Origin of the sequence: Streptomyces sp. H27-H5, from assembly GCF_026627505.1 — a bacterium.
GTDB lineage: Bacteria > Actinomycetota > Actinomycetes > Streptomycetales > Streptomycetaceae > Streptomyces.
The window spans coordinates 99065-115316 of the sequence record NZ_JAPNLK010000013.1 but is presented as its reverse complement, the minus strand read 5'-3'; the positions used below and the strand labels follow the sequence as shown (position 1 = coordinate 115316).

Genomic DNA, 16252 nt, shown 5'->3' with positions numbered 1-16252 from the left:
GGCCAACAGGGGTCCCGGGACCACCGGCCCTTGTCCGAACGGGGAGTGGCGGTCATGACGCAGGGTGGGACGGCGCGACGCGCGGTACTGGGAGCGGCGGTCCTGGCGGCGGGAGGCGGACTCGTCGGACTCCCGGCCCCGACCGCCGCGGCGGCGACCTCGAACGCGGGCACGGGCCACGGCGGCTACCGGGACCTCCCCGTCCCGACCGTGATCGGCCACCGGGGCGCCTCCGGCTACCGGCCCGAGCACACCCTCGGCTCGTACCGGCTGGCCCTCGACCTGGGCGCCGACGTCATCGAGCAGGACCTCGTCCCCACCAAGGACGGCCACCTCGTGTGCCGCCACGAGAACGAGATCGGCGGCACCACCGACGTCGCCGACCACCCCGCGTTCGCCTCCCGGCGCGTGACCAAGACCGTCGACGGGGTCTCCGTCACGGGCTGGTTCACCGAGGACTTCACCCTCGCCGAACTGAAGACGCTCCGTGCCAAGGAACGCATCCCCGCCGTCCGTCGGCGCAACACCCTCTACGACGGCCGGTGGGCCGTGCCCACCTTCGAGGAGGTGCTGCGCTGGGCGGACCGCGAGGGCGAACGCCGGGGCAGGCGGATCTGGCTGCACGTCGAGACCAAGCACCCCACCTACTTCCGGGGGCTGGGCCTGGGCCTGGAGGAGCCGCTGGCCCGACTGCTGCGCCGGTACGGCCGCGACGGCCGCGACGCGCCCCTCTTCCTCCAGTCGTTCGAACCGTCCAGCATCCAGCGGCTCGCCCGGCTGGTCTCGGCGCCCCGCGTGGTGCTGCTGTCGGCCGCGAACACCCGCCCGTGGGACTTCGAGGTCGCCGGCGACCCGCGCACGGTCGCCGACCTGGTCACGCCCGGCGGCCTGAAGTGGATCGCCGGCTTCGCCCAGGGGATCGGGCCGACCCTCGACCTGATCGTGCCGCGCACCGCGGACGGCAGGCTCGGCACTCCGACCACGCTGGTGCGCGACGCCCACGCGCGCGGACTGGTGCTGCACCCCTACACCGCGCGGAACGAGAACACCTTCCTGCCGGCCGAATACCGCAAGGGCACCGACCCGGCCGACTACGGGGACGCCTTCGGCGCCTTCCGCCGGTACTTCGAACTGGGCATCGACGGCATCTTCACCGACAACCCGGACACGGGGCTGCTCGCGGCCGAGGACTTCCGCCCGGGCCGCGGCGGACGCCGCTGACGCGACCCCGCCCCCCGGGCGGAACACCGGCCGAACGCGTCAACGGGCACGCGGAGTTTCTCGTACGAGTGTTCCGGGCCCGGCGCGGAAACCACCGGGCGGGACCCCCGCGTCCCGCCCGGCATGGACCTGCTGAAGGAAATCGGACCGCTGCTCTCCGCCGAGGCGGCAGCGGAGGCCCCGGCCGCCGGAGTGGACGCGGCCGACCTGGAACAAGCCGTCTGGGTCAGGCTGCTGGAGGGCGGACCCGCCCCGGAGCCCGCCGACCGCGCGAGCTGGCTGCGCCGGGCCGTGCGCGCCGAGGCGCGCGGGGCGCGCCGCCGGGCGCGGCGCGAAGTCCCCTACGGCGCCCGCCCCGGCAGCGCCGGCGCCGAACCGGAGGACGCCGCCCTGCACGGGGAGGTCAACCGCGTCCTCCGATCGGCTGTCGCCCGGTTGCCCGGACGTTGTCCGGAACTCATAGGGGCACTTCTTTCGCCCAGGGACCTCACCTACCGTGAAATCGCAGGAGAGTTGGGTATCTCACAAGGAAGTTTGGGACCCGTACGTTCCCGTTGCCTGGGATGTCTGCGCAGAATGCTGGCTGCAGAGGTTGCGGCTCCTGACCTGCGGGGAAGGGAGCGATAGACCAACGGGCCACCAGGTGAGCGGGAGGCATGCGCACATGGGCATGAGTGTGACCATTTCGGCGGCGGCCGCCGAGGACGCGGAGCAGATCTTCAAGCTGCAGTACCTGGCGTTCCAGAGCGAGGCCGAGCTCTACGGCAACTACCTCATCCAACCGCTCACCCAGTCGCTCGACTCCCTCAAGGCGGAGCTGGAGACGGACACCGTGCTGGTGGCCCGACTCGGCGACGAGGTCGTCGGCACCGTCCGCGGCAACGTGGACGAGGACGGCACGGGCAGGATCGCCAAGCTCTGCGTCCACCCCCGACTCCAGGGCCACGGCCTCGGCGCCCGACTGCTGCGCGCGGTCGAGGCGGCGCTCACGGGCGACGGCGAGACCAGCCGCTTCCGGCTGCACACCGGCCACAAGAGCGAGGCCAACCTGCGGCTGTACCGCAAGGCGGGCTACACCCGGGTCGGCGACCGCACCGCCTCCGACGGCGTGCACCTGGTGATCCTGGAGAAGGAGGCGAAGGACGCCTCGGACTTCGCCGTCAGCGCCTGACCTCCCGTCACCTCGGGTCGGCCGCCCCTCGCCCGGGTCGGTCGACCGTCACCGCCGGCCGGGGCCTTGTCCTCAGCCCTGCCGGCGCCGGCGCAGCCAGAGCATCCCGGTGATCGGCAGGATCACCGGGATGAACAGGTAGCCCATCCCGAAGTCCGACCACACGGTCGCGTCCGGGAAGGCGTCGGGTTCCACCAGCGTCCAGGTGCCCACGACGAGTACGCCGGTCAGCTCGGCGGCGCAGCAGATCCGCGCCGCCTTGCGGGCCGTCTCCCCGCCGCGCACCAGCGAGTACGTGATGAAGGCGTAGACCAGCGCGGCCACCGCCGACAGGGCGTACGGCAGCGGGGCCCGGTCGAACTCGGTGGAGATCTGGTAGGCCGACCGCGAGACCGCGCCGACCGTGATCACCCCGTACAGCCAGACCAGCAGCAGGCCAGGCCCGGAGACCAGTCGCTCGCGCGCCGCGGCCGGCGGGGCCGCGGCGGAATCGGTGTCGGGCATGTCAGGCACCGGCGGTTCCCCAGATGTCGTAGAGGCGTACTTCGAGGACGGCCAGGACGACCGCACCCGCGGCCACCGTCACCGAACCCCACTTGGTCCGCTCGGTGAGCGAGAGCATCCCGGCCGCCGGGACCGCCGCGAAGGCGCCCAGCAGGTAGGCCACGAAGATCACCGTGCCCTCGTCGGCCTTCTCACCGCGACCCAGCTGCACCAGGCCGATCACCAGCTGGGCCAAGACCAGCACGGTCACCACGGCCATGCCGATGAAGTGCCAGTCCTTGGTCGGCTGGTCCCGCAGCGCGGCGTGACCGCACCAGGCGGCGAGAGCGAGTGCGGCCACACCGATGGCGACCGTCAGGGCGTCGAGCATGCAGCGAGGGTATTACGGGCCGAAAGACCCGATGCGCTCACCCCTCGGCGCGGGCCTTCCTGGAAGGCATGAAGCCTGAAGACGCGCACGACACACCCGCGGGCACCTGCGTCACGCAGGTCGACGCCCTGCTGTTCGACAACGACGGCACGCTGGTCTCGTCCACGGAGTCGGTGCGCCGCTGCTGAAACCGATGGGCCCGCGAGCACGGGATCACCGAGGAGGCCTTCGCGGCCGTCGAGCTGCACGGCCGGCCCGCCGCCGCCGCGGACGACATCACCCGCGGCAAGCCCGACCCGGAACCCTTCCTGCCGGCCGCCGCCCGGCTCGGGGTCGACCCGGCCCGCTGCGTGGTCTTCGAGGACGCCCCCGCCGGCCTGGACGCCGGTCGGGCGGCCGGCATGCGGACCGTGGCCTTGACCACAGCGCACACCGCCGCCGCTCGACGCGGACGTGGTCGTGCGGGACCTCCCGGCCGTGTCCGCGCAGGTCACGGCCGCCGGTGTGACGATCCGGACGGACGGCCGAGACTGATCGAAGTTGTCCGGAATGTGGTCGATATTCGTCCGCTATCCGGACTGTATTGATCGGTCACGTGACAGGTCTGCTTTACTGGGGCCATGACCACGACGAGCAGCCGCACCCTTGCGACCGAGGCGACCACGACGCCCGGTGCTCGTTGTATGTGTCGAATGTGCGCCTTCTGAGGGCCCCCTCCCAGCAGTCTCGCGCCCCGAAGCGAGACCGGCCGAGCCCCGTCCGGCACCACCGTGTGACACCCGGAACGCTCCTGCCCCGCGCACGCGCCGCCATCGCCGTTTCGTGATGGTTCGCCCCGTGACGCGTCCCCTGATGTTTGCCCCGTGCCCGGCACCCCGCACCGCCGTGCACTCGACAGCGACGGAATTCCTGTGATCACCACATCGGGCCTCACGAAGGTCTACCAGTCCCGTGGCCGCGAGGTCACCGCCCTGGACGGCGTCGATCTCCACGTCCGCGAGGGCGAGGTCTACGGAGTCATCGGCCAGAGCGGCGCCGGCAAGTCCTCCCTCATCCGCTGCGTGAACCTGCTGGAGCGCCCCACCACCGGCACCGTCACCGTCGACGGCGTGGACCTCACCGCGCTCGCCGGCCGCGGCCGCCGCGCCGGCAAGGAACTCCGCGAGGCCCGCAGCCGCATCGGCATGGTGTTCCAGCACTTCAACCTGCTGTCCTCGCGCACCGTGCAGGCCAACATCGAGCTGCCCCTGGAGATCCTCGGGATCTCCGGCCGCGAGCGCTCGCGCAAGGCCGTCGAACTCCTCGACCTCGTGGGCCTCGCCGACAAGGCCAAGGCCTACCCCGCCCAGCTCTCCGGCGGCCAGAAGCAGCGCGTCGGCATCGCCCGCGCCCTGGCCGGCGACCCCAAGGTGCTGCTCTCCGACGAGGCCACCAGCGCCCTGGACCCCGAGACCACCCGCTCGATCCTGCAACTGCTGCGCGACCTCAACCGACAGCTCGGCCTGACCGTCCTCCTGATCACCCACGAGATGGACGTGGTCAAGGCCGTCTGCGACTCCGCCGCGCTGATGAAGAACGGCCGGGTCATCGAGTCCGGCACCGTCTCGGAACTGCTGGCCACCCCCGGCTCCGAGCTGGCCGCCGAACTGTTCCCCGTCAGCGGCGTCGCCGGCGGCCCCGACCGCACGGTCGTCGACGTCACCTTCCACGGCGAAGCGGCGACCCGCCCGGTCATCTCCCAGCTCTCGCGGACCTACAACATCGACATATCGATCCTGGGTGCCGCGATGGACACCGTCGGCGGGAAACAGATCGGCCGCATGCGGATCGAGCTGCCCGGCCGCTACGAGGACAACGTGGTCCCCGTGGGCTTCCTCCGGGAGCAGGGCCTCCAGATCGACGTGGTCGACGAGGTCGAGGACGTACAGACCGCGGTCAACACGATCACCGACGCACTGGTCAAGGAAGGTGCCAAGTGACCTGGTCCGAGATGCAGCCCCTGCTCACCCAGGGCACGTACGACACCCTCTACATGGTCCTGTGGTCCACCCTGGTGACCGTGGTCGGCGGCCTGCCCATCGGCATCTTCCTCGTCCTCACCGACAAGGGCGGCCTGTTGCAGAACCAGCCGCTCAACAAGGTCCTCGGCGTGATCGTGAACATCGGCCGCTCGCTGCCGTTCATCATCCTGCTGATCTTCCTGATCCCGGTCACCACGGCGGTCGTCGGCACCTTCATCGGCCCCACCGCCATGATCGTCCCGCTCGCCATCGGCGCCATCCCCTTCTTCGCGCGGCTCGTCGAGACGGCCGTCCGCGAGGTGGACCACGGCCTCGTCGAAGCCGTCGAGTCCATGGGCGGCGGCGTACCGACCCTGGTCGGCAAGGTCCTGCTGCCCCAGGCCCTGCCCTCCCTGATCGCCGGCGTCACCACCACCGTGATCACCCTCGTCGGCTACTCCGCCATGGCGGGCGCCGTCGGCGGCGAGGGACTCGGCTCCAAGGCCATCACGTACGGCTTCCAGCGCTTCGAGACCGGCTTCATGGTCGCCACCGTCGTGGTCCTGATCGCCCTCGTCACCGTGATCCAGCTGATCGGCGACGGCGTGGTACGCGTCCTCGCCCGCCGCGGCCGGACGGCCTGAACCACCAGGCCCCCCGTACCCCCACCCCCAGAGAGCCCGCACTTGTCGTGCTTGGGCCACCACCCCGCAAGACCCGCGCGCGATCCGCGCCCTTGCAAGCAATGAAAGGCACTCTTCGTGCGTAAGAACATCAAGCTCACCGCTTTCGCCGCCGCGTCCGCCGCGCTCGCCCTCGGCCTCACCGCCTGCGGCAGCTCCTCGGACCCGTCCTCCGCCAAGACCGACGGCGGCAAGGCGGACGAGAGCAAGGCGCTGGTCATCGCCGCGTCCCCGAGCCCGCACGCCGACATCCTGAACTTCGTCAAGGACAAGCTGGCGGCCAAGAACGGCCTCAAGCTGGAGGTGAAGGAGTTCACGGACTACGTCCTGCCCAACACCGCCACCGAGCAGGGCCAGGTCGACGGCAACTACTTCCAGCACAAGCCGTACCTCGACGACTTCAACAAGAAGAACGGCACGCACATCGTGCCCGTCGTGAACGTGCACCTGGAGCCCCTCGGCCTCTACTCCAAGAAGATCAAGGCCATCGGTGACATCAAGCCCGGCCAGACGATCGCCGTCCCCAACGACACCACCAACGAAGGCCGCGCGCTCCAACTGCTGGCCACCAACAACCTGATCACCCTCAAGGAGGGTGTCGGCACCAGCGCCAAGCTGTCCGACATCACCGACAAGAAGGGCCTGGAGTTCAAGGAGCTGGAGGCCGCCACGGTCCCCCGCGCCCTGAACGACGTGGACGCCGCCATCATCAACGGCAACTACGCCATCGAGGCCAACCTCGCGCCCGCCAAGGACGCGCTGGTCCTGGAGAAGGCCGAGGGCAACCCCTACGCCAACTTCCTCGCCGTCAAGGACGGGAACCAGAACGACCCGCGCGTCCAGAAGCTCGCCAAGCTCCTGAACTCCGACGAGGTCAAGAAGTTCATCGAGGACAAGTACCAGGGCTCCGTCGTCCCCGCCTTCGGCGCCCCGAAGGCCTGACGCACGGCGGTACTTCGGCCCCGCACGCCCCCGCCGGCGTGCGGGGCCGCGCGCTGCCCGCTTCCGGGCAACCCGGCCCTGCACAACCCACGGCCGATGCTGCATGCTGTGGCCTACGACCCGCACAAACGATCCCGCAACACGGTCGCACTGCACCACGGCGCACTGCACCACGGTCGCACCACGGTCTCAGGCATGGAGCTGCGCATGACTACCACCTTCCCGGACGTCACCATCAGCACGGACCGGCTGGTGCTGCGCCCCTTCGAGGTGGAGGACGTCACCGCGCTCGCCGAGATGATGAACGACGAACACGTCACCGCCTGGACCACCGCCGCGCACCCGTACACCCACGCCGACGCGCACCGTTGGGCCGCCCGCGACTCCCACGCCGAACGCACCGAGGGCCGCGGGATCGTCCTGGCCGTCACCGAGTTCCTCACCCACCGCCTCGTCGGCGCCGTCCGCCTGATGAACACCGACTGGCGAACCCTCACCACCGAGGTCGGCTACGTCACCGCCCCCTGGGCCCGGGGCGAGGGCTACGCGAGCGAATCCGTGCTCGCCGTCGCCCAATGGCTCTTCCGCGACCGGGGGTTCGAGCGCCTCGAACTGCGCACCGCCGCCGACAACACCGCCTCCCAACAGGTCGCCCAGAAGATCGGCTGCATCAGCGAGGGCGTCTTGCGCAACGCCTGCATAGTGCGCACCCAGACCGGCGCCGGCGGCTGGACCGAGACCCGCAGCGACCTCATCGTCTGGGGCCTGGTCCCCGAGGACCTCGACGACGACGAAGGCTACGACGGCTACCCCGGCTACGGGGACCAGCACGCGTTCGGGCAGCGCGCCGACGCGAGCGGATACCCCGTCGGGGCCGACTGGAGCTGACCCGATGACCAGGTAGTCTCACCGTGCCCGCCCCCCGACGCATCCCAGGAGACTGACGACGATGGCCGACCGGGTCACGGTGATCGGCTGGGACGGTTCGCCCTTGACCGCGGCCGCCCGGTCCGCGCTCTCCGCCGCCACCCTCGTGGCCGGCGCGGCCCACCACCTCGCGCTCCCCGAGATCCCCCCCGGCGCGGAACGCATCCGCCTCGGCAGCCTCGGCCTCGCCGCCCGCCGGATCGCCGGCCACCGCGGCACCGCCGTGGTCCTGGCCGACGGCGACCCCGGCTTCTTCGGGGTCGTACGCACCCTGCGCGCCCCCGAACACGGCCTCGAAGTCGAGGTGGTCCCCGCCGTCTCGGCCGTGGCCGCCGCCTTCGCCCGCGCCGGCATGCCCTGGGACGACGCCCAGGTCGTCGTGGCCCACCCCCGCACCCTGCGCCGCGCCGTCAACGTCTGCCGTGCCCACGGCAAGGTCGCCGTCCTCACCTCACCCGGAGCGGGCCCCGCCGAACTGGCCCTGCTGCTCGGCGGAGTCCACCGGACCTTCGTCATCTGCGAGGAACTCGGCACCGAACGGGAACGGGTCACCGTCCTCACCTCCGACCGGGTCGCCGACCACACCTGGCGCGACCCCAACGTCGTCATCGTCATCGGCGGCGCCGCCCAGGCCGGCGGCGTCGCGGCCGACCCCGGCTGGCTGCTCGGCCAGGGCGTCGCGGCCGGCGGCGACCGGGGCTGGGCCCGACCGCAGGCCGACACCGGCGAGGGCGAGTCCGCCCTGCTGCGGGCCGCCCAGCTCGCCCGACTCGGCCCGCGCCCCGGCGACCTCGTCTGGGACATCGGCACCGGCTCCGGCACCCTCGCCCTGGACGCCGCCGCGTTCGGCGCCGCCGTCATCGCCGTCGACGCGGACCCGCACGCCTGCGCCCGCCTCGCCACCGCCGCCCGCGGTCGCGGCACACAGCTCCAGATCGTCAACGGTCGCGCGCCCCACGTCCTCGAAGACCTCCCCGAACCCGACGTCGTGCGGGTCGGCGGAGGCGGAGCCGAGGTCGTCGCCGCCGTCGCGGACCGGCGCCCCGAGCGGATCGTCAGCCACGCCTCGACCCGCGACGAGGCCGAGGCCATCGGCCGCACCCTCACCGAACACGGGTACGCCGTCGAGTGCGCGCTGCTCCAGTCCGTCGGCCTCGACACCCGTTCCTGGACCGAACGACAGCGTTCCGTCGTCTTCCTGCTGGCCGCCGAACGCCCTGCGAACCGCCCGGACAGGACCTGAGGAAGGGCCCGGGGTAGGCTGACCGATCGGCGTACCGCCCACAGACCACGCGACGTGGCGCAGTCCACAACGGACCGTGGTGATTTCCGGCCGACACGGTGGCCGGCGAGCGCGACAATGCTCAGTGGTTGTCGTGTGTACGGGCGTGACGCGAACGCGACGCACGGCGACCCCGCTCGTTGGTCACGTGGGCGTCGGGCGATCGAAGAGGCAACACCGATGGGCGAGGGGTACGCATGACTGACACCGGCCAGGTTCCGGGCGAGGGCCACCCGGACAACGCGGGCATGGTGGATCAGCAGAGCATCCCCGCCCCGGTCCCGCCGCAGATCCCGGCGGGCTACGCCTTCCAGGACCTCGTGGACAATCCGGCCGAGCCGGAGGACGAGGAACTGCTGCTGATGCCGAGCGGCCAGGGCGCGTGGAGCGACCCGCAGCTGGTCCCGCCGCCCGCGTTCCCGATCGAGTCGGCCCCCGCGTACGACGAGGCCCCCGCGTACGAGCAGTACGCGCAGCAGTCCGCGGCCCCGACCGGCCCGTACGCCGACGCCACGGCCGCCCCGGCGTACGCCGACCCGGCCGCCGCGCCCCGGTTCCCCGAGCCGGCGGCGCCCGCCTACACCGAGCCCGCGCCCGTCCACCCCGAGGCCGCCGCGCCCGGGCACGCCGAGCCCGCGCATCCGGGCTTCCCCGACGCCGGACAGCCGGAGCCGTTCTACAGTGCCGGTGCCCACGAGGCGGGCGGCCGGGACTCCGGTTCGCTCGACCTCGGCGGCCTGCTGATCCCGTCGCCCGCCGCGCCGCCGGTCCCGCCGGCTCCCGCGACCCCCTCCCGGCGCCCCCTGCACATGGGCCCGCCCGTCCCCGAGGCCGGCGGACTCGTACGCTCCCTCGCCGACCGGGGTCCGGCCGCCGCGCCGCAGACCCCCGTGACGCCGATGCCGATCCGCCAGGCCGGGCCGCCGACCACGGGCCCCGAGTACCTGGACATCCCGCGCGCCGAGGACGTCCCCGCCCCCGCCGCGCCGCAGGGTGAGATCCCGCCGCAGGCCGGCGCCCCCTGGGCCGCCGAGCCGATCCTCCCGGCCCCCGAGCCCGTGGCCGAGGCAGAGCCCGTAGCCGCCGCGGTGGAGCCCGAGTCCGAGACCCCGGTGGAGCCCGTGCGGGCCGCCGAGGCCGCGCCGGTCGAGGCCGCGCCGGTCCCGGCGAACGAGCCCGAGCCCGCCGTCGTCCCGGAGCCGGCGGCCGAGGCCGTCGAACCCGTCGAGACGGCCCCGCCCGCCGAGGTCCCCGCGCCCGCCGACGCCGTGGAGGCCCCGGCGCCCGCGGAGGCCGGCACGGCGCCCGCACCGCAGCCCGAGCCCGCCCCGGAACCGGTCGTCGCGGTCGAGCCCCCGCCCGCCGTGGTGGAGGCCGCGCCCGAGATCCCGCAGCCCGTCGTCGAGACCGCGCCGCCGGCCGCGCCCGAGGCCGTCGCGGCGCCGGTCGAGCCGCAGCCGCTGCCCGCCGAAGTCGTGGAGAGCGCCGAAGCCGTGGCTGCGCCGGTCGAGCCCCAGGCCGCGGAGCCGGCGCCGGTGGAAGCGGCCCCGCCCGCCGAGCCCGTCGTCGTACCCGAGGCAACGGCCGCGCCGGTCGCCCCCGTCGCCCCCGCCGAGGTGGAGGAAGCCGAGGTCGAGGCGGCCGCCGCCGAGTCCGCCGAGCCGCAGGAAGCCGCGCAGGCCGTCGAGCCCGCGCCGCAGCCCGTCGAGCCCGCGCACCCCGTCGCGGTCGTGCCCGAGGAGGCCCCGGAGACCCCCGAGGCCCCGGAGGCCGCCGAACCCGTCGAGGCCGAGGCGCCCGAGCCCCTCGCCGCCGCCCCCGTCGGCGAACCGGCCCCCGCCGGCTACGACGAGGCCGAGCGCGACGTCATCCAGCGCGTCATGCGCGAACGCCGCGACATCCGCAAGGGCTTCCGCTCCGACCCGATCCCGCACGAGGTGCTGCTGCGCGTCCTGGAGGCGGCCCACACCGCACCCAGCGTCGGCCACTCCCAGCCCTGGGACTTCGTCGTCATCCGGTCCGCCGAGACCCGCCGGACCATGCACGAACTCGCCCAGCGCCAGCGCGAGGCCTACGCCAAGTCCCTCCCCAAGGGCCGGGCGAAGCAGTTCAAGGAACTCAAGATCGAGGCCATCCTCGACACCCCGGTGAACATCGTCGTCACCGCCGACCCGACCCGCGGCGGCCGCCACACCCTCGGCCGGCACACGCAGCCGCAGATGGCGCCGTACTCCTCGGCCCTCGCCGTCGAGAACCTCTGGCTCGCCGCCCGCGCCGAAGGCATCGGCGTCGGCTGGGTCAGCTTCTTCGACGAGCGCGAGATGGTCCGCGAACTGGGCCTGCCCGAGCACTTGGAGGTCGTCGCCTACCTGTGCGTCGGGTACGTCGACGAGTTCCCCGAGGAGCCCGAGCTTGCGCAGGCCGGCTGGTCCCAGCGCCGGCCGCTGGCCTGGGTCGTCCACGAGGAGACGTACGGGCGCCGCGCGCTGCCCGGCGCCGAACCGCACGACCTGCTCTCCGAGACCGTCGCCGGCATCCGCCCGCTCGACGCGAAGGCGCTCGGCGAGGCCTGGGAGCGACAGAAGCGCATGACCAAGCCCGCCGGGGCCCTGGGCATGCTCGAAATCATCTCCGCGCAGCTCGCCGGCCTGTCGCGGGTCTGCCCGCCCCCGATCCCGGAGCCCGCGGCCGTCGCGATCTTCGCCGGCGACCACGGGGTGCACGCCCAGGGCGTGACCCCCTGGCCGCAGGAGGTCACCACCCAGATGGTGGCCAACTTCCTCGGCGGCGGAGCGGTCTGCAACGCCTTCGCCAACCAGGTGGGCGCCGAGGTCTGCGTCATCGACGTCGGTGTCGCCGGGGACCTCCCCGCCACTCCCGGACTCCTGCCGCGCAAGGTCCGACCGGGCACGGCCGACATGTCCGTCGGACCGGCGATGACCCGCGAAGAGGCCATCGCGGCCATCGAGGTCGGCATCGAGACCGCCCGCGACCTGGTCGCCGCCGGCAACAAGGCGCTGCTCACCGGCGAGATGGGCATCGCGAACACCACGGTGTCGGCGGCCCTGATCTCGGTCTTCACCGGGGTCGACCCGGGCGAGGTCACCGGACGCGGCACCGGCATCAACGACGAGACGCACGCCCGCAAGGTCGAGGTCGTACGGCGCGCCCTGGAACTCCACCAGCCCGACCCGGCCGACCCGATCGGCGTCCTGGCGGCCATCGGCGGCCTGGAACACGCGGCGATCGTCGGACTCCTGCTCGGCGGGGCCTCGCTCCGTACGCCGGTCATCCTGGACGGCGTGAGTGCCGGCGCGGCCGCCCTGGTCGCCCGGGCGATCGCCCCGGAGGCCCTGTCGGCGTGCATCGCCGGCCACCGCAGCGCGGAGCCGGGCCACGTGGCCGCCCTGAACAAGCTCGGCCTGCGCCCCCTGGTCGACTTGGACCTGCGCCTCGGCGAGGGCACGGGCGCCCTGCTGGCCCTGCCCCTGGTACAGAGCGCCGCCCGCGCGATGCACGAGGTCGCCACGTTCGACTCGGCGGGCGTCACCGAGAAGTAGCCGGCCCCGGCCGGGGGAGCGACCCGTCCCGGCACCGACGCCCCGCCCGGGGCGCCGGGGCCGGTCCTCCGGGCTCCGCCCCCCGGCCCGGTCGGCCCCCGCCGGGCCCGACCGCACGGTCTCGACGCGGTCCCGTCGCGCCGGACCGGGCACCGGCCCCCGGAAGGACCGGTCGGCTGCCGGGTCGTATCGTGGACCCGGGCACACCACACCCCGCCCCACCAGCCGCTTCAGCGCCGCAGCGGCCCCCACCCCGCCGCATCAGGAGCCGCACCGCCATGGCACATCCCGCCTACCCCGTAGGACTCCGCCTGGCCGGCCGCCGCGTCGTCGTCATCGGCGGTGGCCAAGTCGCCCAGCGACGCCTCCCCGCGCTCATCGCCGCCGGGGCCGACGTCCTGCTCGTCTCCCCGTCCGCCACGCCCTCCGTGGACGCCATGGCGGAGACCGGCGAGATCCGCTGGGAGCGCCGCCGCTACCGGGACGGCGACCTCGCCGGCGCCTGGTACGCCCTGATCGCCACCCAGAACCGCGAGGACAACGAGCGGGCCTCCGCCGAGGCCGAGCGCGAGCGCGTCTGGTGCGTGCGCGCCGACGACGCCTCCGCAGCCACCGCCTGGACCCCGGCCACCGGCCGCGTCGAGGGCGTCACCGTCGCCGTGCTGACCGGCAACGACCCCCGCCGCTCCGCCTCCGTCCGCGACGCGATCCTGGAGGGCCTGCGCGAGGGCACCCTCGCCGCCCCCGGCCACCGACACCGGTCCGCCCCCGGCGTGGCCCTCGTCGGCGGCGGCCCCGGCGACCCCGACCTGATCACCGTGCGCGGCCGCCGGCTGCTCGCCGAGGCCGACGTGGTCATCGCGGACCGGCTCGGCCCCCGTGACCTGCTCGACGAACTGCCGCCGCACGTCGAGGTCATCGACGCCGCGAAGATCCCGTACGGCCGGTTCATGGCCCAGGAGGCCATCAACAACGCCCTCGTCGAGCACGCCAAGGCCGGCAAGGCCGTGGTCCGACTCAAGGGCGGGGACCCGTACGTCTTCGGCCGCGGCATGGAGGAACTCCAGGCCCTCGCGGAGGCCGGCATCCCCTGCACCGTCGTGCCGGGCATCTCCAGTTCCATCTCCGTCCCGGGCGCGGCCGGCATCCCGGTCACCCACCGCGGCGTGGCACACGAGTTCACCGTCGTCAGCGGCCACGTCGGCCCCGACGACCCGCGCTCGCTCGTGGACTGGGCTTCCCTGGCCAAGCTCACCGGCACCCTGGTGATCCTCATGGGCGTCGACAAGATCGGCCTGATCGCCGAGGCCCTGATCCGCCACGGCCGCCCCGCCGACACCCCCGTCGCGGTCGTCCAGGAGGGCACCACCGCCGCCCAACGCCGGGTCGACGCCACCCTCGCCACGGTCGGGGAGACGGTGCGCGCCGAGGAGATCCGCCCGCCCGCGGTCATCGTGATCGGCGCGGTCGTCGCGGTTCACACCCCCAGCGCCTGACCGGGCCGTTGGCACCACACCCAGGACAAGGCAGTATCACCCTGTGGCAGATCTCATCATCGTCGAAGACCCCGACGACCCCCGCCTGCGCGACTACACGGGCCTGACCGACGTCGAACTGAGACGTCGGCGCGAGCCCGCCGAAGGCCTCTTCATCGCCGAGGGCGAGAAGGTCATCAGACGGGCCAAGGACGCCGGGTACGAGATGCGTTCGATGCTGTTGTCCGCCAAGTGGGTCGACGTCATGCGCGACGTCATCGACGAACTCCCGGCCCCCGTCTACGCGGTCACGCCCGAGCTCGCCGAACGCGTCACCGGCTACCACGTGCACCGCGGCGCCCTCGCCTCGATGCAGCGCAAGCCGCTGCCCACCGCCGAGGAACTGCTCGCGCAGGAGTCGACGGGGCAGCGGATCGGCGTGTTCGAGGGATTCGTCGACCACGCCAACCTGGGCGCCGCGTTCCGCAGCGCCGCCGCCCTCGGGATCAGCGCCATAGTGCTCTCCCCGGACTGCGCGGACCCGCTGTACCGGCGTGCCATCAAGGTCTCGATGGGCTCGGTCTTCTCGGTGCCGTACGCCCGCCTGGACCAGTGGCCCGCCGACCTGGAGAAGGTCCGCGAAGCGGGCTACCGGATCCTCGCCATGACGCCGAGCGAGAAGGCCACCCCGTTGGACCAGGTGCCGCCGGAGCGGTTCGCGCGCTCCGCGATCATGCTCGGTTCGGAGGGGCACGGCCTGTCCACGTACGCCCTGCGGGCCGCCGACGAATGGGTGCGCATCCCCATGGCCGAGGGCATCGACTCGCTCAATGTGGCGGCGGCCTCCGCCGTCGCCTTCTACGCGACCCGCCCGCCCGCGTCCCCACAGGCGTAGCGCCCGGGGTCCCGCCGGGCCAGGCCCCGCGGGACCCCGCTACAGCTTCTGCGCGGCGGCGATCCCCAGCGCCACGACCAGCGTCACCACGATGAACACGATCAGCCGCTGCCGCATCAGCTTCGGGTCCGGCCGCGACGGCCGCCGCCCCGTCCCGGTCGTCCGCGGCGTTGGCCGCCCGCCCGTACGGCCCGCCGTGGAGCCGGGGTTGCGGGGGGACGAGGGCCGCGAGTGCGGTCCGCTGTGCGGCCCCGTCGCCCGGGGGATCGTGTTGCCGCCCGTACGCCGCTCCGTCCGCTGGTCCACGTACTCCTCGGCGGGCGACCGATCGGTACGTCCGCGCTGCGCCGGCGGCCGGGCCTCGCCCAGCCCCTGCGCCTCGCGCGCCGCGATCTCCTTCAGCCGCATCGACAGCTGGAGGGTGCTCGGCCGCTCCTCAGGATCCTTGGCGAGGCAGGCCCGCACGAGCGGCGCGAGCGCGTCCGGAACCCCCTGGAGGTGGGGCTCCTCGTGCACCACCCGGTACAACATGACCTCGGAACTGCCGTGCCCGAAGGGCGAGTCGGCGGTCGCCGCGTAGGCGAGGGTGGCGCCGAGGGAGAACACGTCGGTCGCGGGGGTGACGGCCGCCCCGCGCACCTGCTCGGGCGCGAGGAAGCCGGGGGAGCCGACGGCGGTGCCCACATGGGTGAGGGTGCTCGCCCCGGTGGCCCACGCGATCCCGAAGTCGATGATCCGCGGACCCTTGGGGGAGAGAAGAATGTTCGAGGGCTTGAGGTCGCGGTGGACGACACCCGCCTCGTGCACGGCGACGAGGCCCTCCGACAGCGCGGCGCCGATCGCGGCGATCTGCGCGGCCGTGAGCGGGCCCTCTTCGGCCACCTTGTCGTGCAGGGAGGGGCCCGGGACGTACTGGGTCGCGAACCAGGGCCGCTCGGCCTCCAGGTCGGCGGCCACCAGCCGCGCCGTACACCCGCCCCGGATCCGCCGCGCGGCGGACACCTCGCGGGCGAAACGGGAGCGGAACTCCTGGTCCTCCGCCAGATCCGGCCGGATGACCTTGAGCGCGACACGCTGTCCGCGCCGGTCGGAGCCCAGGTAGACCACGCCCATGCCGCCGGCGCCGAGCCGCCGGTGCAGCCTGAACGAACCGACGACACGCGGGTCCTCGCGCCGGAGCCGCATCATCGCCATGTCCACCCCGCCGCCCGGTCGTCCTGCT

14 protein-coding genes and 1 pseudogene are annotated in these 16252 nt (G+C 73.4%); 12 read left to right on the top strand and 3 right to left on the bottom strand.

The annotated features are described in order from the left end of the window. Nucleotides 1-54 precede the first annotated feature (54 nt). From OTB19_RS09000 to OTB19_RS08990, 3 genes are all read left to right on the top strand, one after another. The gene (locus tag OTB19_RS09000; protein ID WP_267797511.1) at nucleotides 55-1221 is read left to right on the top strand and encodes a glycerophosphodiester phosphodiesterase; all 1167 of its coding nucleotides are present in this window, start codon (nucleotides 55-57) and stop codon (nucleotides 1219-1221) included. 123 nt (nucleotides 1222-1344) lie between these two features. Next, entirely contained in the window at nucleotides 1345-1848 is a 504-nt protein-coding gene (locus OTB19_RS08995) for a sigma-70 family RNA polymerase sigma factor (RefSeq protein WP_267797510.1), read from the top strand. A gap of 37 nt (nucleotides 1849-1885) precedes the next feature. Then, nucleotides 1886-2392, top strand: a complete 507-nt coding sequence (locus OTB19_RS08990) for a GNAT family N-acetyltransferase (RefSeq protein WP_053681942.1) — start codon at nucleotides 1886-1888, stop codon at nucleotides 2390-2392. Between the two features lie 72 nt (nucleotides 2393-2464). On the opposite strand, the gene OTB19_RS08985 is transcribed toward OTB19_RS08990, so the two are convergent. Next, nucleotides 2465-2896 carry a hypothetical protein gene (locus tag OTB19_RS08985; protein WP_267797509.1) on the bottom strand — a complete coding sequence of 144 codons (432 nt, stop codon included), beginning with the start codon at nucleotides 2894-2896 and terminating at the stop codon, nucleotides 2465-2467. 1 nt (nucleotide 2897) lies between these two features. Beyond that, nucleotides 2898-3266 (bottom strand): hypothetical protein, encoded by a 369-nt coding sequence (locus tag OTB19_RS08980; protein ID WP_267797508.1) that lies wholly within the window; start codon nucleotides 3264-3266, stop codon nucleotides 2898-2900. A gap of 68 nt (nucleotides 3267-3334) precedes the next feature. On the opposite strand from OTB19_RS08980, the pseudogene OTB19_RS08975 reads away from it, so the two are divergent. From OTB19_RS08975 to OTB19_RS08935, 9 genes and pseudogenes are all read left to right on the top strand, one after another. Next, nucleotides 3335-3800 (top strand): annotated as a pseudogene (locus OTB19_RS08975) (HAD-IA family hydrolase). 377 nt (nucleotides 3801-4177) lie between these two features. Further along, a complete protein-coding gene (locus tag OTB19_RS08970; RefSeq protein ID WP_267797507.1) occupies nucleotides 4178-5245 on the top strand; it encodes a methionine ABC transporter ATP-binding protein in 1068 nt (355 codons plus the stop codon). Beyond that, on the top strand, nucleotides 5242-5910 hold the full coding sequence (locus tag OTB19_RS08965; protein ID WP_267797506.1) for a methionine ABC transporter permease: 669 nt from the start codon (nucleotides 5242-5244) through the stop codon (nucleotides 5908-5910). Before OTB19_RS08970 ends, OTB19_RS08965 begins: the two co-directional genes overlap by 4 nt. Before the next feature lie 117 nt (nucleotides 5911-6027). After that, nucleotides 6028-6891, top strand: coding sequence for a MetQ/NlpA family ABC transporter substrate-binding protein (locus tag OTB19_RS08960; protein WP_267797505.1), 864 nt, complete (start codon nucleotides 6028-6030; stop codon nucleotides 6889-6891). Between the two features lie 207 nt (nucleotides 6892-7098). Then, nucleotides 7099-7779 (top strand): GNAT family N-acetyltransferase, encoded by a 681-nt coding sequence (locus OTB19_RS08955; RefSeq protein WP_267797504.1) that lies wholly within the window; start codon nucleotides 7099-7101, stop codon nucleotides 7777-7779. 61 nt (nucleotides 7780-7840) lie between these two features. Beyond that, nucleotides 7841-9061, top strand: coding sequence for a precorrin-6y C5,15-methyltransferase (decarboxylating) subunit CbiE (gene cbiE / locus OTB19_RS08950; protein WP_267797503.1), 1221 nt, complete (start codon nucleotides 7841-7843; stop codon nucleotides 9059-9061). A 236-nt stretch (nucleotides 9062-9297) separates the two neighbouring features. Further along, the gene (gene cobT, locus OTB19_RS08945; RefSeq protein ID WP_267797502.1) at nucleotides 9298-12660 is read left to right on the top strand and encodes a nicotinate-nucleotide--dimethylbenzimidazole phosphoribosyltransferase; all 3363 of its coding nucleotides are present in this window, start codon (nucleotides 9298-9300) and stop codon (nucleotides 12658-12660) included. 278 nt (nucleotides 12661-12938) lie between these two features. Further along, nucleotides 12939-14156, top strand: a complete 1218-nt coding sequence (gene cobA, locus OTB19_RS08940) for a uroporphyrinogen-III C-methyltransferase (RefSeq protein ID WP_267797501.1) — start codon at nucleotides 12939-12941, stop codon at nucleotides 14154-14156. A 43-nt stretch (nucleotides 14157-14199) separates the two neighbouring features. After that, nucleotides 14200-15030, top strand: a complete 831-nt coding sequence (locus tag OTB19_RS08935; RefSeq protein ID WP_267797500.1) for a TrmH family RNA methyltransferase — start codon at nucleotides 14200-14202, stop codon at nucleotides 15028-15030. A 39-nt stretch (nucleotides 15031-15069) separates the two neighbouring features. On the opposite strand, the gene OTB19_RS08930 is transcribed toward OTB19_RS08935, so the two are convergent. Further along, nucleotides 15070-16224, bottom strand: coding sequence for a serine/threonine-protein kinase (locus OTB19_RS08930; RefSeq protein WP_267797499.1), 1155 nt, complete (start codon nucleotides 16222-16224; stop codon nucleotides 15070-15072). Nucleotides 16225-16252: the final 28 nt, after the last annotated feature.